Here is a 21,165-nt window from a genome sequence, read left to right on the forward strand (position 1 = left end):
CGGCGCCTCGGCAGGAGACACCCCACCTGCCGGGGAAAGGCCACCTGCCTCCGGGTCCGCCAAGGCGGGTGGCCGGACCGCATCGATGCGCCCTACCCTTTGGCTCGGTTTTGCGATTTTCGCCCGCGAGGCGTCGCTTTCGGGACGGCACTCGGATCTTTCTGGTCTACTCTGTCATAGGCAACGGCTGCGGGAGGAGCTGCTGGCGCGCTGCCCTGATTTCAACGGAGGAGACGGAAATGAGCAAGAACCGTGGCGTCGTCTATTTGCGGCCCGGAAAAGTGGAAGTCCGCGACATCGACGATCCGAAACTCGAAGCGCCGGATGGCCGCCGTATCGAACATGGCGTCATCCTGAAAGTCATCTCCACCAATATATGCGGTTCGGACCAGCACATGGTCCGTGGCCGCACCACAGCGATGCCGGGCCTCGTGCTCGGGCACGAGATCACCGGCGAGATCATCGAAAAGGGCATCGACGTGGAAATGCTCGATGTCGGCGACATCGTGTCCGTGCCCTTTAATGTTGCCTGCGGACGCTGCCGCTGCTGCAAGTCGCAGGACACCGGGGTCTGCCTGACAGTCAATCCGTCGCGGGCCGGCGGCGCTTATGGTTATGTCGACATGGGCGGCTGGATCGGCGGCCAGGCGCGTTATGTCACGATCCCCTACGCCGATTTCAACCTCTTGAAACTCCCTGATCGCGACAAGGCGATGGCCAAGATCCGTGATCTCACCATGCTCTCCGACATCCTTCCGACCGGCTTCCACGGCGCTGTCAGAGCCGGGGTCGGCGTCGGATCGACGGTCTATGTCGCAGGCGCCGGCCCGGTTGGTCTTGCCGCTGCTGCATCGGCTCGCATCCTTGGTGCGGCTGTCGTCATGATCGGCGACTTCAACAAGGACCGCCTCGCCCATGCCAGCCGGGTCGGATTCGAGGCCATTGATCTCTCGAAGAGCGACCGTCTCGGAGACATGATCGCGCAGGTGGTCGGCACCAATGAAGTGGATAGCGCCATCGATGCCGTCGGCTTCGAAGCGCGTGGACATTCAGGCGGCGAGCAGCCGGCGATCGTGCTGAACCAGATGATGGAAATCACCCGCGCTGCCGGTTCCATCGGCATTCCCGGCCTCTATGTCACGGAAGATCCGGGCGCGGTGGACAATGCGGCCAAGCAGGGAAGCCTGTCGCTGCGCTTCGGCCTTGGCTGGGCAAAGGCGCAGTCGTTCCACACCGGCCAGACGCCGGTTATCAAATACAACCGCCAGCTCATGCAGGCCATCCTGCACGACCGCCTGCCGATCGCCGATATCGTCAATGCGAAGGTGATTTCACTTGAAGATGCTGCCCAGGGCTATGAAAGCTTTGACCAGGGAGCAGCCACGAAATTCGTTCTCGACCCGCATGGTGCCATCGCCAAGGCGGCCTGACTGAAATGATATGCCGGGACGGTAGTGTCCCGGCATATTCTTCTTGTCTTCCACCCACGAAAACCGATGTGCCTTCCCTGCACCCTTGCAGGAAGGTCACTGCTCGCGGAATGTATGGCTGATCTGATCCATCAGCGGCTTCGTCATGTATGAGATGACGGAGCGATCCGCGACCTTGATGAAGACTTCCGCCGGCATGCCGGGATAGAGCTTCATGTTGGTGAGCTTCCCGAGGCTCGCTGGCTCCGGCTTGATGCGCACGGGATAATAGTCGGCGCCGCTGCGCTGCTCGGTAACGACATCGGGAGAAATCGATATGACATCGCCCTTCACTTCCGGCGTCGTCCGCTGGTCGAAGGCGCTGAAGCGGATATCGACTTTCTGGCCGAGCGTGAGCTGATCGATATCGCGCGTGGCGATCTTCGCCTCAATGGTCAGATCACGCTGATCGGGTGCCAGCAACATCAGCACTTCACCGGGATTGATGACGCCGCCGACGGTATGAACCGTGAGCTGATAGATGCGGCCATTCATCGGCGCGCGCAGTTCCAGCCGGTTCAACTGATCGACGGCGGCGATGCGACGCTCCTGCGTTTCTGAAATCTTGCCCTCGACATCCGTCAGGTCCTTGGAATTCTCCGTCCGGCGATCCTCGTCGAGCTGCAGGATCTGCAGATTGATCTCGGCGATCTTGCCTTCGGCCTGCGCCCGCGACGACAGGCGCTCGCCGCGATTGCCGTCGAGTTCGACACGCTGGCGCTTGAGGCCGTTGATCTTCTGCATGGTGACGATCTTCTGATCGTAGAGCTTGGMGGCGGCATCATATTCCTGGTCGATGAGCCGGGTGGCCTCGTCGATCGACGCGAGCTGCACCGTATCACCCTTTATCTCCTCGGCGAGCTGCGCCTTGCGCTCTTCCAGCTGCTTGCGCATGCCGACGAGCGACGACCGGCGGGCATTGAAGAGCTGGACTTCGCCGTCTACGAGGTTCCTGTTGGCCGCGATATCGATGTCCTTTGCGACAATATCATCCGCGGAGAATTCCGTTGCGCCGACGCCTTCAGCCTGCAAGCGGGCGCGGCGGACATAGAGCTGGGCAAGATTGCTGTCGATGATAGCAAGATTGGCCTTCACCGAGGCGCTGTCGAGACGCAGGAGAACATCCCCAGCCTCGACATGAGCCCCTTCCTTAGCCATCAGCTCCGAGACGATGCCGCCGGTCAGATGCTGAACCTTCTTCACGTTCTGGTCGATAATGACAGTGCCCTGCCCGACCACGGCATTCGAAAGCGCCGTCGATGCAGCCCAGCCGCCCATGCCACCGACAAGGGCGACGGACAAGGCCCACACGGACAGGATATGGCGGTTCAGTGAGTGTTGCGATTTCATCCTCATCGGCTTCGCTCCGGACTGTCTCCAACGACCTTCAGAGACGCCTGTCTTGGCTGCTCGGTCTGATTTTCGGTGCTGATCACCTTGGCGAGCACCAGATCCTTCGGCCCGAAGGCCAGCGCCTGGCCGTCGCGCATGGCCAGAACCAGATCGACGCTCGAGAGCGTGCTCGGCCGGTGGGCGACGACGATGACGATGCCGCCGCGCCGGCGAACGCCTGATATCGCGCCGGCCAGTGCTATCTCGCCGTCAATGTCCAGATTGGAATTCGGTTCGTCGAGCACGACGAGGAAAGGATCGCGGTAGAGTGCACGGGCGAGCGCAATGCGCTGACGCTGGCCAGCCGAGAGCATGGAGCCGCCCGGCCCTATTTCCGTTTCGTAGCCCTTCGACAGCCGCAGGATCAGTTCGTGAACGCCGGCGTTGCGCGCTGCTGCGATAATCTCCTGCGCCTGTGCATCCTTGCGAAAGCGCGCAATGTTCTGAGCGATGGTGCCGGCAAAGAGTTCCACATCCTGCGGCAGGTAGCCGACATGACGTCCGAGCGAGGCGTCATCCCACTGGTCGAGTGCTGCGCCATCGAGGCGCACCGACCCGCGATGCACGGGCCAGAGGCCCACGAGTGCGCGCACCAGCGAAGATTTGCCCGAAGCGCTCGGGCCAATGATGCCGAGTGCGCTCCCTGCCCGCAGCGTGAAACTGACACCCTGGACGACGAGTTCTTGCTTGCCGGGCGGGCCGCTCGAAACTGCCTCGACGGCAACCTCACTGGAAGGCGTCGGCAGGGCAAGCGGCGAAACCGTCTCGGGCAGCAGTGCCAGCATCTGGCGCAGCCGGTCCCAGGACTGCTGGGCCGCAACAAAGCCCTTCCAGTTGGCAATCGCCTGCTCGACGGGTGCCAACGCCCGCGATGTCAGGATCGAAGCGGCGATGATGATGCCRCCCGAGGCCATGTTTTCGATGACGAGCACGGCGCCGGCGGCAAGCACCGCCGACTGCAGCGTCATGCGGAAGATCTTCGAGACGATCGCGTAGCCGTTGACCGTATCGGAATTGCTGCATTGAACATCGCGGTAAGCATCATTGCGCGCCGACCAACTATCGGCGAGCTCGTCGGCCATGCCCATGGCCTGGACCACTTCTGCATTGCGCTGCGCAGCACTTGCGAGCGCATTCCTCTCGGTCGCGAGTTCATAGACTTTCTTGGCTGAAGCCTGCGAGCTGCGGTTCGTCAGATAGGTCAGTACCAACAGAACCAGCGCACCGCAGATGGCGATGATGCCGATAATCGGATGGAACAGGAAACAGATGCCGACATAGAGCGGCACCCAGGGCAAATCGAAAAAGGCTGCCGGGCCTGAACTGGACAGGAAGCTGCGAACCTGATCGAAGTCGCGCAGCGGGGAAAGGCCGTCACCGGCCACCCTGCCCTTGAGCGGCGCTTTGAGCGTCGTCTTGAAAACACGGCGGCTCATCACCTCATCGAAGACACCCGATATCCGGACGAGAATGCGTCCGCGCACGAGATCGAAGGCACCGTGAAAGGCATACAGCAGCAGCGCCAGAAGGGCGAGCGCAATCAGCGACGGGATGCTGCGGCTCGGTATGACGCGGTCATAGACCTGCAGCATGAAGAAAGAGCTGGTGAGATAGAGCAGATTGACCAGTGCGCTTGCGACGCCGACGGCGATCAAGCCGCCGCGGCTGCGTCGCATCGCTTCTGCAGCGAGGTCCTTCCCGCCTTTCTGAGCTGGCGAGATGCTAAGTCCGTTCAATATCAGATCTCCGTGGAACGCTTGGACTGATTGTACAGGCAAATCAGCCATGGCTTCACAAACATATTGTGAGCAATACAATATGGTTAATGAATGGTTAATACATCATAACTTTGGCGGATTCCACTGTATAAAGTCAAATTGCTTTTGAAGGGAATCACTATACCATCAAAGCAATAAATTCTACTTTCAGGCGAGGATTACAATAATGGCCCAAGCTATTAGAATTAATGATGTTATCGACTCTTTCGGAATTGATACACACATCGATTATACGGATGGGAAATACTCTAATATCGCAGAAGTTGTTAAAGCCTTGGGGTACCTCGGCCTCGACACGGTTCGCGATCATGCTCCCACCCCCGCCTCCGATCCCTATGGTCAAGGCCATCTCGGGGATGCGGCGGACGCCGGCGTGAAATTCGTTTTCGTCTCGGGGCGCGATGACACTCCCGCCACCGTCGTCCAGCGGCTGCATGCCTTCGTGGAGGCGCATCCCGGTTCGATCGTCGGCATCGAAGGCCCGAACGAGGTCAATAACTGGCCGGTCTCCTATAAGGGATTGTCGGGAGAGGCAGCGGCGCTTGCCTATCAAAAGGACCTGTTCAACGCTGTGAACGCCGATCCGCTGTTGAAGGACATTCCGGTGCTCGGCTTTACCGGTTACACGGTGGCCTCATCCAACGATTACACGACGATCCACACCTATGCGAAGGAGGGCGACCAGCCCTTCTCCTGGCTCCAGCGCGAATCGGGCGACCAGATGCAAGCCGATTCCGGCAAACCGCTCACCGTCACCGAGATCGGCTATCACACGTCGCTTTCGGCCGATACCAATGGCGGATGGGAAGGCGTCGACGAGGCGACGCAGGCAAAGCTGCTTCTCAACACGCTGATGGACGGCGCCTTTCTCGGATCGAAGGGGACCTTCATCTACCAGCTTCTCGACGCCTATTCAGATCCGCAGGGCTCCGACCAGGAAAAACATTTCGGGCTGTTTCGCCTGGATTACTCCCCCAAACCGGCCGCAATCGCGATCCACAATCTAACGGAAATTCTTGATGATAACGGCGCAACCCAGGCAAGCTTCAATCCGGGGGCGCTCAATTATTCAATCAGCGGGCTGCCATCGACGGCGCGCAGCTACCTGACGGAAAAATCTGATGGCAGCTACCAGATCATCATCTGGAACGAGCCCGATATCTGGAACCAAACGACCGACACCGCAATCCAGGCGGCGACGAACAGCGTCAACGTCAACCTCGGCGGGGCTTTCGGGGCGGTACAGGTCTACGATCCGCTGACGGGCAACACACCGATCAAGAGCTTCAGCAACATATCCTCCCTGAATGTGGATGTGGTCGACCATCCGATCATTATCAACATAGCAGCGGGATCCGGTGCGCCGCAGGAGCCCGGCCACATCTATGGCGGCACAGGAGACGACGTCTTCACTATCACCGCCCCGACCGATATTGCCGACGAAAGCCGCGGCGGCGGGACCGATACCGTCATGTCGTCGATCACCTTCAGCCTGGCGGACAAGGCGCATGCGATCGGGGCCATCGAGAACCTGACGCTGACCGGAAATTCCAGTATCAACGCCACGGGCAATGAGCTCGACAATATTCTCGTCGGCAATTCTGCAGCCAACGTGCTGGATGGCGGCGCAGGCGCGGACCGCATGCAAGGCGGGGCTGGCGACGACACCTATATCGTCGACAACGCCTATGATGTGGTGATCGAAGCTGGCGGGTCCGGCAAGGATATCATCAAATCCTACGTTTCCCTCAACCTCGCGAACAAGGACGATGTGACCGGAACCGTCGAGAACCTGACCTTGATCGGGTCGGCGAATGTCGATGCGACCGGCAACGCTTCGAACAATATCCTCACCGGCAATGCCGGGAACAACGACATCGACGGCGGCAAGGGTGACGACCGGATGCTCGGTGGTCTTGGCAACGACACCTACAAAGTGGATTCGACAGGCGACATCGTCGACGAAACAGGTGGCAACGGCACTGACACCGTCAACGCGTCCATATCCTTCAATCTGGCAAATACGCTCGGCACGGTCGAAAATCTGAAGCTCACGGGCTCGTCGGCAATCAATGCCACAGGCAATGCCGGAAACAACATTCTGACTGGAAATACCGGAGATAACGTGCTTTCAGGCGGCGCCGGAAGCGACCAACTCATCGGCGGCAACGGCAACGATATCCTGAATGGCGGAGCTGGAGCCGACCACTTCGTTTTTAATGTCAAGCCCAACGCCTACGGTAACATTGACAGGATCGAGGACTTTTCGGAAAGCGCCGGCGACAAGATCGTGCTTGACCACAACATCTTCACGGCGATCGATACGGCGAATTTTTCCGCCGGAAACTTCGTGCTCGGCACCAAGGCTTTGGACACGAATGATCGACTGATCTATGACCAAACGGCCGGAAAGCTTTTCTACGACGCGGACGGAAGCGGGCGCGGCGCTGCCGTGCAGGTCGCAACGCTCTCCAATCTGGCGACGCTTCATCACGACGATTTCCTGTTCCTCTAAAGTCAAACTACCTCAAGCGGCGGACCTGCATGGGGCTCCTTTCCGGAGCCCCTTTTTCTGCTTGTCGCATACCGGGCATGGACACATTGTCGATGCGCCCCACCGGCCAGGCGGAGAGACCACTGCCCTGGACCGTCTATCATCGCGGCCGCCTTCCTGACCAACGGCGTGCGCATTTCGTCAGGGCGTCAGCGGCTCCCGTTCATCAGGATATTTTCGTCTGGCTACAGCGAGCGAAGCTCTGTTCGCCGGCGACCAATGTCGTCCGGGCCGGTTCAATTTGCTCGTCGCCCTCCCGTGCTCTTAGCCAATATCGGGCTGCTTTATAGCGGCACGCCCGGCGATACGATCTTTGTTGCAGCGGGCGTTCTTACATCCGGTGTTTCTGCTGACGCGGATCTTCAAACGAGACAACCCCCGACAAGTTACTTGCATCATGCAAGTGACTTCTGTAGTGACTTGCATGATGCAACGAACAAGCTTCGCCAACTTCAAATGCCCGGCAGCTCGCGCGCTTGACAGTGTCGGCGACTGGTGGAGCATGATGATCCTTCGCGACGCCTTTCATGGGCTGATGCGTTTCGACGAATTCCAAAAGAGCCTCGGCATTGCGCCGAACATCCYGACACGACGGCTCGCGCATCTGATCGATGAAGGACTGTTCGAGAAGCGCCTCTATAGTGAGCGCCCTGCTCGCTATGAATATGTGCTGACCGACAAGGGACGCGATTTCTTTCCCGTTCTGATGGCCCTGTTTTCCTGGGGGCGCCGACATGCACCCGAAGACGATCTCGCCTTCCTGCTCGGTAATGCCGCCTCCGGCGAGGAACGCCGGCCCATCCTGGTGGATGCAAAGAGCGGCGAAGAACTGAAACCCGAAAACACCTGCCTGCTGCCGGGACCGGCCGCTAACGATGGCGACCGCGAACGGATCGCCCGCATGCGCGCTTACTACCTCGGCCTCGACGCCTAGGGCATTTCCGTTTTTCTTCGAGCAACGGGAATGCCCTATCTCTTTGTTTTTACGCAATTCCGAACGCAAAACTACTGCGCATTTTTGCTAGAATTGCTTCAGAAAGGACAAATCCATGGAACGCATTGTTGTCACCGGTATGGGACTTGTTTCGCCGCTCGGCGTTGGCGTCGAGACGGCTTGGAATCGGCTCGTCGCTGGTGGTTCCGGCCTGCGCGTACTGCCTGAAGACGTGGTCGGCGATCTCGCTGCCAAGGTCGGTGGGGTCGTGCCCTCCATCGAGGAGGACACCGAAGCCGGTTTTGATCCCGACCGCGCCGTTCCGCCCAAGGACCAGAAGAAGATGGACCGCTTCATCCAGTTCGCGATGATGGCGACAGACGAAGCGGTGCGCCAGGCCGGCTGGATGCCCGAGGGCGTGGATGAGCGCGAGCGGACGGCAACGATCATCGGCTCCGGCGTCGGCGGCTTTCCGGCCATCGCGGATGCCGTGCGCACAGCTGAAACGCGCGGTGTGCGGCGACTCTCGCCCTTCACCGTGCCTTCCTTCCTCGTCAATCTCGCGGCCGGTCAGGTCAGCATCCGCTACGGCTTCAAAGGGCCGCTCGGCGCACCGGTGACGGCTTGCGCGGCAAGCGTTCAGGCCATCGGCGATGCAGCTCGCCTGATCCGATCCGGCGAAGCTGACGTCGCGATCTGCGGTGGCTCGGAAGCCTGCATCGACAAGGTGAGCCTTGGCGGCTTTGCCGCGGCACGCGCACTCTCGAGCGGTTTCAACGACAGGCCTGAACTGGCCTCCCGTCCGTTCGATACGGCGCGGGATGGTTTCGTGATGGGCGAAGGCGCCGGCATTCTGGTCATCGAAACTCTGGAGCATGCGCTGGCACGTGGCGCGACACCGCTTGCCGAGCTCGTCGGCTACGGCACAGCTGCCGATGCCTATCATATGACAGCCGGACCGGAGGATGGCGATGGCGCCCGCCGGGCGATGGAGGCAGCATTGCGGCAAGCGAGAATTCCGGCTTCCGAGGTCAAACATCTCAACGCCCATGCGACCTCGACACCGGTCGGCGACAGAGGCGAGATTGCCGCGATCGGCACGATTTTCGGCCGCGATGGCGGCATTGCTGTCAGTGCCACCAAATCGGCGACCGGTCATCTTCTGGGTGCAGCCGGCGGTCTCGAGGCGATCTTCACCATCCTTGCGCTGCGCAACCAGATCGCCCCGCCGACGCGCAATCTGGATACGGCAGACCCGGCTGCCGAAGGCATCGATCTCGTCGGCAAGGTGGCCCGTAAGGTGGCGATGGAATATGCGATCACCAACGGCTTCGGTTTCGGAGGCGTCAATGCCAGTGCCCTCTTCCGCCGCTGGTCCTGAGCCCCTGGGTTTTATCGGCCTCTTTCCTTGCGCGCAAAATAGCCTACACTTCGGCTGACATAGCCGGAGATGTCCCATGCGCGCTTTCCTTGCAGTGCTCGTTCTGTGTGCCGTATCCGCGATGTCAGGCATGGCTGCCCATGCCGAAGATCCGGTGCAGACGACGCAGTCGATGATCGAGGAACAGATCAGGGCGTTCCTGAAGGATGACGCCGACACGGCCTATTCCTTCGCGGCACCTGGCATCAAGGCAATGTATCCGGACAAGAACGTCTTCTTCGCCATGGTGAAGAAGAGCTACGAACCGGTCTATCATCCCGGCAACTATGCCTTCGGCCGCAACAGATCGATCGACGACGGCGCGATGGTCTATCAGGAAGTGTTGATCTCAGGCCGCGATGGCAAGGATTGGACGGCAATCTATCAGGTCGCCCGCCAGCCGGATGGAAGCTACAAGATCAACGGCGTGCAGATCGTCCCAAATGCCGACAGCAAGGGCATCTGATCAGACGGGTTCGAGATCGCCCCTCGCCCATTCCTCTGTTGTCTCGGCCATGAAATCGGCGAAGCGGCCTTCGGCGATCGCCTTCCGGATGCCCTGCATCAGTTCCTGGTAATAGTTCAGATTGTGCCAGGAGAGCAGCATGCCGCCCAGCGCCTCGTTGGCACGAACCAGATGGTGGAGATAGGCGCGGGAATAATCACGCGTTGCCGGGCAGTTCGACTGATCGTCGAGCGGGCGCATGTCTTCCGCATGCCGGGCATTGCGGATATTGACCTTGCCGCGGCGGGTGAAGGCGAGCCCGTGGCGGCCCGAACGGGTCGGCATTACGCAATCGAACATGTCGATACCGCGTGCCACTGATTTCAGCATATCGTCAGGCGTACCGACGCCCATCAGGTAACGCGGCTTTTCACTTGGCAGGACGGGAAGTGTCGTTTCCAGCATTCTCAACATGACATCCTGCGGCTCACCGACGGCAAGACCACCGACGGCATAGCCCTTCAGGTCGAGCTCGGCGAGCTTTTCAGCCGAGCGGACACGCAGGGCCGGTATATCGCCGCCTTGCACGATGCCGAACATCGCCTTGCCCGGCTGGTTGCCGAAAGCGACCTTGCAGCGCTCGGCCCAGCGCAGCGACATTTCCATGGCGCGCTCGATTTCCTTCGGTTCAGCCGGCAGCGCGACGCACTCATCGAGCTGCATCTGGATATCGGAGCCGAGCAAGCCCTGGATTTCTATGGAGCGTTCCGGCGACATGTGATGCAGGCTGCCGTCGACATGCGACTTGAAGGTCACGCCCTGCTCGTCGAGCTTGCGCAGGCCTGACAAAGACATGACCTGGAAACCGCCGGAATCCGTCAGGATCGGGTGTTCCCAGCGGATGAGCTTGTGCAGGCCGCCGAGGCGGGCGACGCGTTCGGCCGTCGGGCGCAGCATCAGGTGATAGGTATTGCCGAGGATGATGTCGGCACCCGTCTCGCGGACCTGATCGAGATACATTGCCTTGACCGTGCCAACAGTGCCGACCGGCATGAAGGCCGGCGTGCGGATCGTACCGCGCGGCATGGAAACTTCACCGAGGCGCGCACCGCCATCGGTCTTCTTGAGGGTGAACTGGAAGTTCTCGGTCATTTGTCTTTCCGGAAAAGAAGGCTGGCGTCGCCGTAGGAATAGAAGCGGTAGCCTGTCGAAATGGCATGTTCATAGGCCGCGTGCATGGTGTCGAAACCGGCGAAGGCCGAGACCAGCATGAAGAGCGTCGAGCGCGGCAGGTGGAAGTTCGTCATGAGGATATCGACCGCCTTGAAGCGGTAGCCGGGCGTGATGAAGATGCCGGTCGCGCCAGCCCAAGGCTTGATCTCACCACCCTCTTCGGCAGCGCTCTCGATCAGCCGCAGCGATGTCGTGCCGACGCAGATGATGCGTCCGCCCCTCTCCCGTACGGCATTCAGCCTCGCAGCGATCTCGGCGCTGACATAGCCGCTTTCGAGATGCATCTTGTGATCGTCGGTATCGTCGGCCTTGACCGGCAGAAAGGTGCCGGCACCGACATGCAGCGTCACGAAATGCCGTTCGATACCGGCCTCGTCGAGTGCCTCGAACAGATCAGGCGTGAAATGCAGGCCGGCGGTGGGTGCAGCGACAGCGCCCTCCTCCCGCGCATAAATGGTCTGGTAGTCGGCGCGGTCGCGTTCGTCCTCCGGACGCTTGGCGGCGATATAGGGTGGCAGCGGAATATGGCCGACGCTGGCAATCGCCTCATCGAGCGTCGGGCCGGAGAGATCGAAGGAGAGCGTCACCTCACCCGCTTCGCCCTTTTCCTCGACGGTAGCATCGAGCGAGCCGAGCATGCAGCTTTCGCCGCCATGGCCGAAGGCGATACGGTCGCCTTCCTTGATGCGTTTTCCGGGCTTGGCGAAGGCCTTCCATTTGTTGGCGCCGATACGCATGTGGAGTGTGGCAGAAACCTGCTGGCCGCCGGCGCCCTCGCGATGGCGAATGCCTTCAAGCTGGGCTGGAATGACTTTGGTATCGTTGAAGACCAGCGCATCGCCTGCCCGCAGGAAGGACGGCAGATCGGAGACCTGGTGATCGGAAAACACTATCTGCGCATTCGGATCGACGACGAGCAGGCGCGCGCTATCGCGCGGCTCGGCGGGCCGCAGCGCAATGCGTTCATCCGGCAGGTCGAAATCGAAGAGGTCTACGCGCATCCAGGCACTTTCAGGCAAAGCGAAACCCGCCCCGCGCTCTCGCGCCTGGGCGGGTTTCAGCAGAAATCACAATCAGACGTCGGCGGCAACCCGCAAGGAGACGATCGAATCCGGATCGGAAACGGGTTCGCCCTTCTTGATCTTGTCGATGTTGTCCATGCCTTCGATGACCTGACCCCAGACGGAATACTGCTTGTTCAGCCACGGAGCGTCGGTAAAGCAGATGAAGAACTGGGAATTTGCCGAGTTCGGGCTCTGCGAACGGGCCATCGAGCAGGTGCCGCGAACATGCGGCGTTGCGGAGAATTCAGCCTTGAGATCGTCCTTCGAAGAACCACCCATACCGGCGCGGCCCGGGTTGAAATTCTCGCCGCCCTTCTTTCCGAACTCCACATCACCCGTCTGCGCCATGAAGTCGGCGATGACGCGGTGGAAGACCACGCCGTCATAGGCCTTCTCGCGCGCGAGTTCCTTGATGCGCTTGACATGCTCGGGCGCGACCTGCGGCAGAAGCTGGATGACAACCTTGCCCTTGGTGGTTTCCAGAATGATGGTGTTTTCCGGATCCTTGATCTCGGCCATTGTCGTTCTCCTTCTCGTCTTGAACTTACTTCTTGCCCATCGTGACCTTGATCATGCGGTCAGGATTGCTGACTTCGCCGTTCTGGCCTTCGCCCTTCTTGATCTTGTCGACGTTTTCCATACCGGAGACAACCTTGCCGACGACCGTGTACTGACCGTTCAGGAAGGAACCGTCTGCAAACATGATGAAGAACTGCGAGTTGGCGGAATTCGGATCCTGCGAGCGCGCCATGCCGACCGTACCGCGGACGAAGGGCGTCTTGGAAAATTCAGCCGGGAGGTCGGGCAGATCGGAACCGCCGGTGCCGGCCTGGCTCGCATCAAAGTTCTTTTCCATGTTGCCGTATTTCACGTCGCCGGTCTGGGCCATGAAGCCGGGGATAACGCGGTGGAAGGCGACATTGTCGTACTCGCCCTTCTTCACCAGCGCCTCGATCTGCGCCACGTGTTTCGGCGCGACATCAGGCATCAGTTGAATAACGACCGGGCCACTCTTCAGCTGGATGGTGACGTAGTGATCGGCAGCCTGCGCAAGAGCGTCGCCCGCGAAGGAGGCGAGATAGAGCACGCCGGCAAATGCAAGATAAAAGAGTTTCATGTGAGCTCCGTTGAGGCGATGCCGCCTTAGGCTTTGCGCTTGGATTTCAGGGCTTGCAAGACGGCGGCCGGCACGAAGGCACTGACATCTCCACCCATGGCTGCGATCTGTCGCACCAATGTGGCGGTAATAGGCCGCGAGGCCGTGCCTGCCGGCAGAAAGATGGTCTGGATATCGGGCGCCATCTGCCGATTCATGCCGGCCATCTGCATTTCGTAGTCGAGATCAGTGCCATCGCGCAGGCCGCGGATCAGAAGGCTTGCGCCATGCTCGCGCGCGGCGTCGACCACAAGGTTATCAAAAGAGACGACGTCAATATGCCCGCTCTTTTCCGGCAGTACTTCGGCCAGCGAGGCGCGGATCAGCTCTGCCTTTTCCTCAAAAGAGAAGAGCGGCGCCTTGCCGGGGTGGATGCCGATCGCGACGATCACTTTCTCGGCGACGTTCAGCGCCTGCACCAGCACGTCGACGTGTCCATTGGTGATCGGGTCGAAGGACCCCGGATAGAAAGCTGTCGTCATATGGCCCGGCCGTTCGTTTGACGCCTTTTGTCATGGAAGCCGTCTTCCCGCAAGTTATTTAGCCTAGCTGCCAGCGCTGCTGAACGATGAATGAACGGCACGTTCAAGACCGTTTCAGATACGATCTGCTTTACTCGGGCCATCAACACAGCCGCTGCCGGTCCCGGTGGCGGTCCTCCCGGAAAGACTGAGATCATGCTGATCGTCCTTATTGCAATAGCCGTTATTTTTTCGCTGCTTACGGAGCTTTTCTACGGTTATCTCGCAGATCGGCATCAGCTCGGCTGGGTGCGCCCGGAAGTCAACGAACATGCGGCCATCATGCGTCAGCTTGGCCATATGCGCCAACCGGTTTGAATTCTGAACGGCAGATGAACACGGTATTCAAGGTCGCTTCAGATCACGGTTGTTAAACACCCCGCCAACATCCGGCGGGAACCAATTTAAGACGGATGCGTTCAATGATCGACACATATGAGATGCGGAAGCGCGGCAGGAAGGGGATTAAGATGCCTGGCAAGATCACCATGATTAACATGCTCTGGATGGTAATGATTACGGGCATGCTGACTGCCACAATCGCTCTCTATGACAATCAAAAGGTCGATGCCTCCAAGGTATATGGTCCGTTCGCTTCGGCTCGCGCCGCAAGCGTTCTCGGCCAGTACTGAGGGGCGTGAACGCAACTCCCCACAGAAAGGAACGCCACCATGTTCACGATCCTGACAGTTCTTACTGCACTCATCAGCATCATGTTCATAGTGTCCGTGACTTCGACGATTTCCGCGCTGCGCCGTGAGAGCGAGGAAGTGAAGTCGCTGAACGAGAAGCACAGCACTTTCTAGGCTCTCCTCCCGGAGCAATAACAGCGAATACAAAGCCGGATGTTCTGCGTCCGGCTTTTTCGTCAAGTCGAAGCTGTAGGGCGAAGTGCCAGACAGCCGCTCTTCCGTAGCGGCAACACAAGAATGGCGCCTCTGCCGTAGAGCGCGCGCACGTAGTCGGAGCGCTCGCTCGTCACCACGACGTAACCCCTGCCCCATCGAAGGATGGAGACACCTTCCGGCAACGCGCCGGGCTTTATAGCGCGGGCACTGAAGACCATGGCGGCCGGCGCCTCGCCCGTTGCCGCAAAGACGAGCGCAAACAGCGCGAAGGCTGCGGCAACGACCGCTATCGCAACGCCTGTCCTGCGTGCCAAACGTGCCATCATACCATCGCCTGCCCCATGCCTCAGAAGTCAAATATATGCTCAAGGCCGGGATCAGCAATCTGCCGTTCCCGCAGCAGAGGCGCGAGATCTGCCATTTTGACCGACAGAAGCAGGCGGTCACTATCAAAACCGGTGCGTGGTAGGCGCGTGATCACCTCACCGGGGAGATTGTTCTGTTGCGAACCTGAGGGTACCGTCAGAGACACCATGATGTCGTCATTGCCGGCAATCTCGCGGATTGAACCGCCCGCCCTGGCGATATTCGAAAGGATATGAGTGAAGCGGTCATATCGGGGCGTCTCGATCACGACACCATCTGCGCTTTCCGAAACGATCGATACGTCCGGTATTGCAGCAAACGCTGATGTCGGCAGCCCCGATACGACGGAGCGGATCGTCAGCTTAGCCTGACCGGTCGCGGCCACAGCATCGGCGATCATCCCGGCATAAGCGATTTTGGCATGCCATTCGCCGCCAATCGCCAACCGGCGTTCCCAGCCTCGCAGCGGCGCTTCCACGGGTGCGGCCCAAAGCCGGTCGATCCAGGGTTGGAAAGGATATTTGTACCACGGGGTCTGGCGCAGAAAGGCAGCGTAGTCGATCGCCATATCGCGGGCGATAAGATCCTGCGGCGTCTTTTCGCTGCCGCGCCAGAGCGCGAAAATGTGACCGATCGTTTCCTCGTAGGCGGCCTTCATGCCCATTTCGAGCGTGAAGCTGACGCCGATGGTGGCGATCATCATCCGGGTTTCTGTGTCGGCACCACCGTGGCGGTCGGCTATCCGCGTCAGCGCACAGTCGGCCACCCAGAAATCCTTCACGCTGGAAAGATAGCCGAAGCCATGTTCATCACCCGTCTTCAGGGTCTCGGCCAGGCCGTCATAAGCGTAGACGATATGCCATTCCGGATAGGTTAGATAGGTATTCGCCTCCTGCCGCCGGAATTCGGGATCCGATATCAGCGGCAGGTAATTATCCGCTTCAGGATCGGCATGGCAGAAGGTTTCGACATAGGCAGCGGGGCTCAGCAGCAGAAGGATGGCGACAACGAGAACCGCGAGCATCCAGCCGATGATTTTCAGAAACCGCCGCATCATGGCGCCTCGCGGCGGAAGATATAGCTGGACGCGATCGCGACACCGCCGAGAAAGAGATGCGGCAGGTTGGCGAGAATCTTGAACGTGATGGGTAGGTTCTGAATGCCGTAGTTGACGATACCGAGGTCGAGGTAGCCCGACCCGGTGATCAGCCCAAGCAGACCATCGCCGAAATAGAGCAGGCCGAAATAGAAAAGGAAGTTTCGGGACGCACGGGCCGACAGGAACGCCGCTGTGCCCGCCCAGGCGGCAGAGGCAAGGTGCAGGCTGTCGTCGTAGATATCCAGCGCGAAGATACCGAAGGCTCGACCTTCCGCATCCGTCAGTCCCGGGATGTAATTCAACGCCGCCGCAAAGAGCAGAGCCACGGTGTAAAGCACAGCAATAAGCCGAAGCCTGGACATGCAAATCCTCCTAGAGGCTTCCGAGATAACGATTCCAGAAATGATTGCGGAAAATTAGACCGGGATCCAGCCGGCGCTTGGCCACTGCAAACTCCGGGGCGCGCGGATAAGCACGGATAAACTGATCCTGCCGGGCATGCGGCCGGTACGGCAGATAGTAACTGCCGCCAATATCAAGCACGCGCTCGATCAGCGCTTCGGTCATCCTCTGCATATCGGCCTCGCCTCTGACGGTCTTTTCCTGAGAGAAGAGCATGACGGCGGCAATGCGAGGCTCCGTAGCGTAAGCCAGTACGCTGTCGCGGTCTGTATTCACGTAGCGCAGCGTGATGTTGAGGAGTTGCTGATAGGACGCCGGAATGACATCCCGGCAGGCCGCAACGAAATCGGCAAAGCGCGATGGCGAAACGAAATATTCGTGCAGGATGTCGGTGCGGAAGGGAGTGCGATCATCGAGCGTGATGACGGGTTCGTTCATCAAGCTGTTGCGTGTCGACTGCGCTGATATCGACGGATTGACGACAGCCTCGGTCCACCAGCGAAGATGTTTGGCCGTATCCCAACCGAGCTGTGCTCGGAAGATTTCACGCGAAACGTGGCTGATGAAACCGGAGCCGGAGGCCGGAGGAATATTCGCCTGGTCAGCAGCGGCGCGATAGGTGATCAGCAGCGCATCTTCAAAAAAGCGGTCGAGCGAAATATCCATACGGCCGTAAGCCATATTGATCGAGCCGTCGCTCGCCAACAGCTCGGCAAAACGCCGTCCGAGATCCTCTCCTGCCAGATGTTCAAAGGTCGGCTGCAACAGCACGTTTGGCACCATATCGAGCTCGAGTTCGGTAATGACTCCGAAAAGGCCATACCCGCCCATGGCGTGATTGAAGAGTTCGGCATTCTCACTCCGCGAGCAGGTCAGCAGATTGCCGTCCGCCGTCATCATACTGATGGAGCGGACTGTGCTGCCGCACGCGCTGAAGGGAACCGGCCAGCCATGGGCGTTGACCGAAAAGGTGCTGGCAACGCCGAAGTCATTGTTGGACTGCATGACGGCGGGCGAAAAGCCTATCGCATCGAGCTTGGAGATGATCGTCGACCAGCGCGTGCCGGCGGCGACACGATAAGTCTTGGCGGCCGTATCCGCCTCCAGCCAATCCTGATCCAGCGTCAGAGCCGTACCGTTTTCGGCGAGGCTCTGGCCGCCCATCGAATGGCGTGCGGCGCTGGCGATGAAGGGCCTGTTGGCCTTGACCGCCTCGGCAAGTGCCGCGCGCAATTGGCCGATCATCGCCTCCTGCGGCGGCTCCTTCACCGTCAGATGTGCGGCGACCCGCGTCGGCGTCAGCTCTCCCGCATCATTAAGAATGGTCGTTGGGTCTTCGAGGGGAGGTTCCGCTGGAAAGGCCGGTCCCGGATCGCTTTGCGGCTGAAGCAGGAAACGCCCCGCCGCAACACCGGCTGCGGCCGAAATACCGGCGAGCACCCCGCGCCTTGTCCACTTGCCCATAACATTCCCCCTCCGGACGAATCGGCAAGTCCTTCATAGCGCAATAAAAAACCGGGCGGCAGGGGCCGCCCGGTCTGCAATGAGAAAGTGCTGAATTATTCAGCCGATGGGGTTTCGTCTGCTTCGCCCGCAGCAGGAGCTTCGCCTTCGGAAGCGGCAGCTTCGTCACCGTTTTCCGCCGTCTCTTCCTCTTCCGGCTCGCTGATACGCTCGACGGAAACGACCTTCTCATCCTTGGCGGTCGAGAAGATCGTGACGCCCTTGGTCGCGCGGCTGGCGATGCGGATGCCGCCAACAGGCACGCGGATCAACTGGCCGCCATCGGAGACGAGCATTATCTGATCGCCGTCGTCGATCGGGAATGCGGCGACGAGTTCGCCGATTTCACCTGTCTTCGACGTATCGGTAGCGCGAATGCCCTTGCCGCCGCGGCCGGAGATACGGAAGTCATAAGAAGACGACCGCTTGCCGAAGCCCTTTTCCGAAACCGTCAGCACGAACTGCTCGCGTGCCTTCAGCTCTTCATAACGCTCGTCGGAAAGCTGTCCCTCTTCGGTGACTTCTTCACCGACCAAAGCAATATCTTCTTCATCCACACCCGTTGCACGACGTTCGACGGCAGAGCGCTTCAGATAGGCAGCGCGCTCCCACGGCTCGGCGTCGACATGGCCGACGATCGTCATCGAGATGATGCGGTCGCCATCCCCGAGATTGATACCGCGCACACCGATGGAGTTGCGGCCGGCAAAGACGCGGACATCATCGACGGAGAAGCGGATGCACTGGCCGAGCGCGGTCGTCAGCAGGACGTCGTCCTGATCGGTGCAGGTCTCGACGGAGAGGATTTCATCCCCCTCCTCGTCCAGCTTCATGGCGATCTTGCCGTTGCGGTTCACCTGGACGAAGTCCGACAGCTTGTTGCGGCGGACCGTACCACGCGTCGTCGAGAACATGACGTCGAGGTTGTCCCAGCTGTCTTCGTCCTCAGGCAGCGGCAGGATGGTGGTGATGCGTTCGCCTGACGCCAGCGGCAGCATGTTGATCAACGCCTTGCCGCGAGAAGTCGGCGTGCCGATCGGCAGACGCCAGACCTTCTCCTTATAGACGATGCCACGCGAGGAGAAGAACAGAACCGGCGTATGGGTATTGACCACGAATAGCCGGCTAACGAAATCCTCGTCACGGGTGGTCATGCCCGAGCGGCCCTTGCCGCCGCGGCGCTGTGCGCGGTAGGTCGCGAGCGGCACGCGCTTGATGTAACCGAGGTGCGAGACGGTCACGACCATGTCTTCGCGGGCGATGAGGTCCTCATCATCCATCTCGAGACCACCATCGATGATCTCGGTGCGACGCGGCGTGCCGAACTCGTCGCGGACCGCGGTCAGCTCGTCCTTGACGATCGTCTGGATGCGGACGCGCGACGACAGGATATCGAGATAGTCTTTGATTTCCTCGCCTATCTTATTGAGTTCATCACCGATTTCGTCGCGGCCGAGGGCCGTCAGGCGGGCAAGGCGGAGCTCGAGGATCGCGCGGGCCTGCTCTTCGGAGAGATTGTAGGTCAGGTCCTCGTTGATGCGATGACGCGGGTCATCGATCAGGCGGATCAGACTTTCGACATCTTCCGCCGGCCAGCGGCGGGTCATCAGTTCTTCGCGGGCCGACTGCGGGTCGGGCGCCTGACGGATGACGCGGATGACCTCATCGATATTGGCGACGGCAATTGCCAGACCGACCAAGACGTGCGCGCGTTCACGCGCCTTGCGAAGCAGGAATTTGGTTCTCCGGCTAACGACTTCCTCGCGGAAGGAGACGAAGGCGCGGAGCATGTCGAGCAACGTCAGCTGTTCCGGCTTGCCGCCGTTCAGCGCCACCATGTTGCAGCCGAAGGAGGTCTGCAGCGGCGTGTAGCGGTAAAGCTGATTCAGGATGACGTCGGCATTGGCATCGCGCTTCAGCTCGACGACAACGCGGTAGCCCTGACGGTCGGACTCGTCGCGCAGATCGGAAATGCCTTCGATGCGCTTCTCGCGCACCAGCTCGGCCATCTTCTCGATCATCGTCGCCTTGTTCACCTGATAGGGAATTTCGGTGATGATGATCTGTTCGCGATCGCCGCGCATCGGCTCGATGGCGGCAACGCCGCGCATGATGACGGAACCGCGGCCGGTTTCATAGGCCGAACGGATGCCGGCGCGGCCGAGGATCTTGGCGCCGGTCGGGAAATCCGGACCTGGAATGATCTGCATCAGGTCCGGCAGCTCGATCGCCGGATCGTTGATCAGCGCAATGCAGCCGTCGATGACCTCAGACAGGTTATGCGGCGGAATATTGGTCGCCATGCCGACGGCGATGCCGCCAGCGCCGTTGACCAGCAAGTTCGGGAACTTCGCGGGCACGACCATCGGCTCGGAGAGCGTGCCGTCATAGTTGTCGCGGAAATCGACCGTTTCCTTGTCGAGGTCGTCGAGCAACGAATGGGCGGCCTTCTGCAGGCGGCATTCGGTGTAACGTTCGGCCGCCGGCGGGTCACCGTCGACGGAGCCGAAATTGCCCTGGCCATCGATCAGCGGCAGGCGCAGCGACCAATGCTGCGCCATGCGGGCGAGCGCGTCATAGATCGCAGCGTTGCCGTGCGGATGGTATTTACCCATCACGTCACCGGTGACGCGGGCGCACTTGACGTATTTCTTGTTCCAGTCGATGCCGAGTTCGGACATGCCGTAGAGAATGCGCCGGTGCACGGGCTTGAGGCCGTCACGCACGTCGGGAAGCGCGCGGGACACGATTACGCTCATCGCGTAATCGAGGTACGACCTCTGCATTTCCTCTATAATGGAGATGGGCTCGATGCCTGGCGGGAGCTTCCCGCCGCCGGGGGGTGTTTGCTCAGTCAAAACGGTTCACGTTCTCTTCTAGAATCACTTGAAGATTTATAGCGGAAAGCCTGTTCCCGCGCCAATTTAGCCAGGGGTTTTGAACAGGCTTTTGCGGTCGAAAGAGGGCAAATCGCGCCATTT

General features: G+C 60.0%; 20 protein-coding genes and 1 pseudogene. 9 read left to right on the top strand and 12 right to left on the bottom strand.

What is annotated here, in order from left to right:
* Window positions 1-239 precede the first annotated feature (239 nt).
* Window positions 240-1,430, top strand: a complete 1,191-nt coding sequence (gene fdhA, locus AC1D35_RS02415; protein ID WP_113310089.1) for a formaldehyde dehydrogenase, glutathione-independent — start codon at window positions 240-242, stop codon at window positions 1,428-1,430.
* Between the two features lie 96 nt (window positions 1,431-1,526).
* Here fdhA and AC1D35_RS02420 read toward each other — a convergent pair whose 3' ends face one another.
* Window positions 1,527-2,825, bottom strand: a complete 1,299-nt coding sequence (locus AC1D35_RS02420; RefSeq protein ID WP_477938209.1) for an HlyD family type I secretion periplasmic adaptor subunit — start codon at window positions 2,823-2,825, stop codon at window positions 1,527-1,529.
* Complete coding sequence (locus AC1D35_RS02425) at window positions 2,822-4,537, bottom strand: type I secretion system permease/ATPase (protein WP_113295732.1); 1,716 nt, start codon at window positions 4,535-4,537, stop codon at window positions 2,822-2,824. Before AC1D35_RS02425 ends, AC1D35_RS02420 begins: the two co-directional genes overlap by 4 nt.
* A 268-nt stretch (window positions 4,538-4,805) precedes the next feature.
* Between AC1D35_RS02425 and AC1D35_RS02430 the strand changes: the two genes are divergently transcribed.
* From AC1D35_RS02430 to AC1D35_RS02450, 5 genes and pseudogenes are all read left to right on the top strand, one after another.
* Window positions 4,806-7,154: a calcium-binding protein gene (locus AC1D35_RS02430; RefSeq protein WP_113295534.1), complete on the top strand. Its 2,349-nt coding sequence runs from the start codon at window positions 4,806-4,808 to the stop codon at window positions 7,152-7,154.
* Window positions 7,155-7,292: 138 nt separating this feature from the next.
* Window positions 7,293-7,566, top strand: a pseudogene (locus tag AC1D35_RS02435) (hypothetical protein); the annotation flags it as partial.
* Window positions 7,567-7,620: 54 nt separating this feature from the next.
* Window positions 7,621-8,127, top strand: a complete 507-nt coding sequence (locus tag AC1D35_RS02440; protein WP_477938214.1) for a winged helix-turn-helix transcriptional regulator — start codon at window positions 7,621-7,623, stop codon at window positions 8,125-8,127.
* A gap of 115 nt (window positions 8,128-8,242) precedes the next feature.
* Window positions 8,243-9,508: a beta-ketoacyl-ACP synthase II gene (gene fabF / locus AC1D35_RS02445; RefSeq protein ID WP_113310090.1), complete on the top strand. Its 1,266-nt coding sequence runs from the start codon at window positions 8,243-8,245 to the stop codon at window positions 9,506-9,508.
* 76 nt (window positions 9,509-9,584) lie between these two features.
* Window positions 9,585-10,013 carry a DUF4864 domain-containing protein gene (locus tag AC1D35_RS02450; RefSeq protein ID WP_113295538.1) on the top strand — a complete coding sequence of 143 codons (429 nt, stop codon included), beginning with the start codon at window positions 9,585-9,587 and terminating at the stop codon, window positions 10,011-10,013.
* Here the strand turns inward: AC1D35_RS02450 and tgt are convergent, their stop codons facing one another.
* From tgt to coaD, 5 genes are all read right to left on the bottom strand, one after another.
* A complete protein-coding gene (tgt, locus tag AC1D35_RS02455) occupies window positions 10,014-11,144 on the bottom strand; it encodes a tRNA guanosine(34) transglycosylase Tgt (RefSeq protein ID WP_113310091.1) in 1,131 nt (376 codons plus the stop codon).
* Window positions 11,141-12,226 carry a tRNA preQ1(34) S-adenosylmethionine ribosyltransferase-isomerase QueA gene (gene queA, locus AC1D35_RS02460; protein WP_113310092.1) on the bottom strand — a complete coding sequence of 362 codons (1,086 nt, stop codon included), beginning with the start codon at window positions 12,224-12,226 and terminating at the stop codon, window positions 11,141-11,143. Before queA ends, tgt begins: the two co-directional genes overlap by 4 nt.
* A 72-nt stretch (window positions 12,227-12,298) precedes the next feature.
* On the bottom strand, window positions 12,299-12,808 hold the full coding sequence (locus tag AC1D35_RS02465) for a peptidylprolyl isomerase (protein ID WP_113295541.1): 510 nt from the start codon (window positions 12,806-12,808) through the stop codon (window positions 12,299-12,301).
* 25 nt (window positions 12,809-12,833) lie between these two features.
* A complete protein-coding gene (locus tag AC1D35_RS02470) occupies window positions 12,834-13,406 on the bottom strand; it encodes a peptidylprolyl isomerase (RefSeq protein ID WP_113295542.1) in 573 nt (190 codons plus the stop codon).
* 26 nt (window positions 13,407-13,432) lie between these two features.
* On the bottom strand, window positions 13,433-13,927 hold the full coding sequence (gene coaD, locus AC1D35_RS02475) for a pantetheine-phosphate adenylyltransferase (protein WP_113310093.1): 495 nt from the start codon (window positions 13,925-13,927) through the stop codon (window positions 13,433-13,435).
* A gap of 90 nt (window positions 13,928-14,017) precedes the next feature.
* Here coaD and AC1D35_RS02480 point away from each other — a divergent pair, with 90 nt between their 5' ends.
* The 3 genes from AC1D35_RS02480 (at window position 14,018) to AC1D35_RS02490 (ending at window position 14,772) form a co-directional block, all read left to right on the top strand.
* Window positions 14,018-14,284, top strand: a complete 267-nt coding sequence (locus AC1D35_RS02480) for a hypothetical protein (RefSeq protein WP_113310094.1) — start codon at window positions 14,018-14,020, stop codon at window positions 14,282-14,284.
* 104 nt (window positions 14,285-14,388) lie between these two features.
* Window positions 14,389-14,598 carry a hypothetical protein gene (locus AC1D35_RS02485; protein WP_113295545.1) on the top strand — a complete coding sequence of 70 codons (210 nt, stop codon included), beginning with the start codon at window positions 14,389-14,391 and terminating at the stop codon, window positions 14,596-14,598.
* A gap of 39 nt (window positions 14,599-14,637) precedes the next feature.
* A complete protein-coding gene (locus tag AC1D35_RS02490) occupies window positions 14,638-14,772 on the top strand; it encodes a hypothetical protein (protein ID WP_477836226.1) in 135 nt (44 codons plus the stop codon).
* Between the two features lie 62 nt (window positions 14,773-14,834).
* Here the strand turns inward: AC1D35_RS02490 and AC1D35_RS02495 are convergent, their stop codons facing one another.
* The 5 genes from AC1D35_RS02495 to gyrA form a co-directional block, all read right to left on the bottom strand.
* A complete protein-coding gene (locus AC1D35_RS02495; RefSeq protein WP_477938210.1) occupies window positions 14,835-15,137 on the bottom strand; it encodes a hypothetical protein in 303 nt (100 codons plus the stop codon).
* Between the two features lie 23 nt (window positions 15,138-15,160).
* Window positions 15,161-16,237 carry a hypothetical protein gene (locus AC1D35_RS02500; RefSeq protein ID WP_477938211.1) on the bottom strand — a complete coding sequence of 359 codons (1,077 nt, stop codon included), beginning with the start codon at window positions 16,235-16,237 and terminating at the stop codon, window positions 15,161-15,163.
* Window positions 16,234-16,641 carry a hypothetical protein gene (locus AC1D35_RS02505; RefSeq protein ID WP_113310096.1) on the bottom strand — a complete coding sequence of 136 codons (408 nt, stop codon included), beginning with the start codon at window positions 16,639-16,641 and terminating at the stop codon, window positions 16,234-16,236. The genes AC1D35_RS02500 and AC1D35_RS02505 overlap by 4 nt, the downstream gene beginning before the upstream one ends.
* A gap of 10 nt (window positions 16,642-16,651) precedes the next feature.
* On the bottom strand, window positions 16,652-18,145 hold the full coding sequence (locus AC1D35_RS02510) for an FAD-binding oxidoreductase (RefSeq protein WP_113310097.1): 1,494 nt from the start codon (window positions 18,143-18,145) through the stop codon (window positions 16,652-16,654).
* Window positions 18,146-18,240: 95 nt separating this feature from the next.
* Window positions 18,241-21,042: a DNA gyrase subunit A gene (gene gyrA / locus AC1D35_RS02515; RefSeq protein WP_113310098.1), complete on the bottom strand. Its 2,802-nt coding sequence runs from the start codon at window positions 21,040-21,042 to the stop codon at window positions 18,241-18,243.
* Window positions 21,043-21,165 lie beyond the last annotated feature (123 nt).

This window comes from Rhizobium sp. P1_E6, assembly GCF_056405875.1.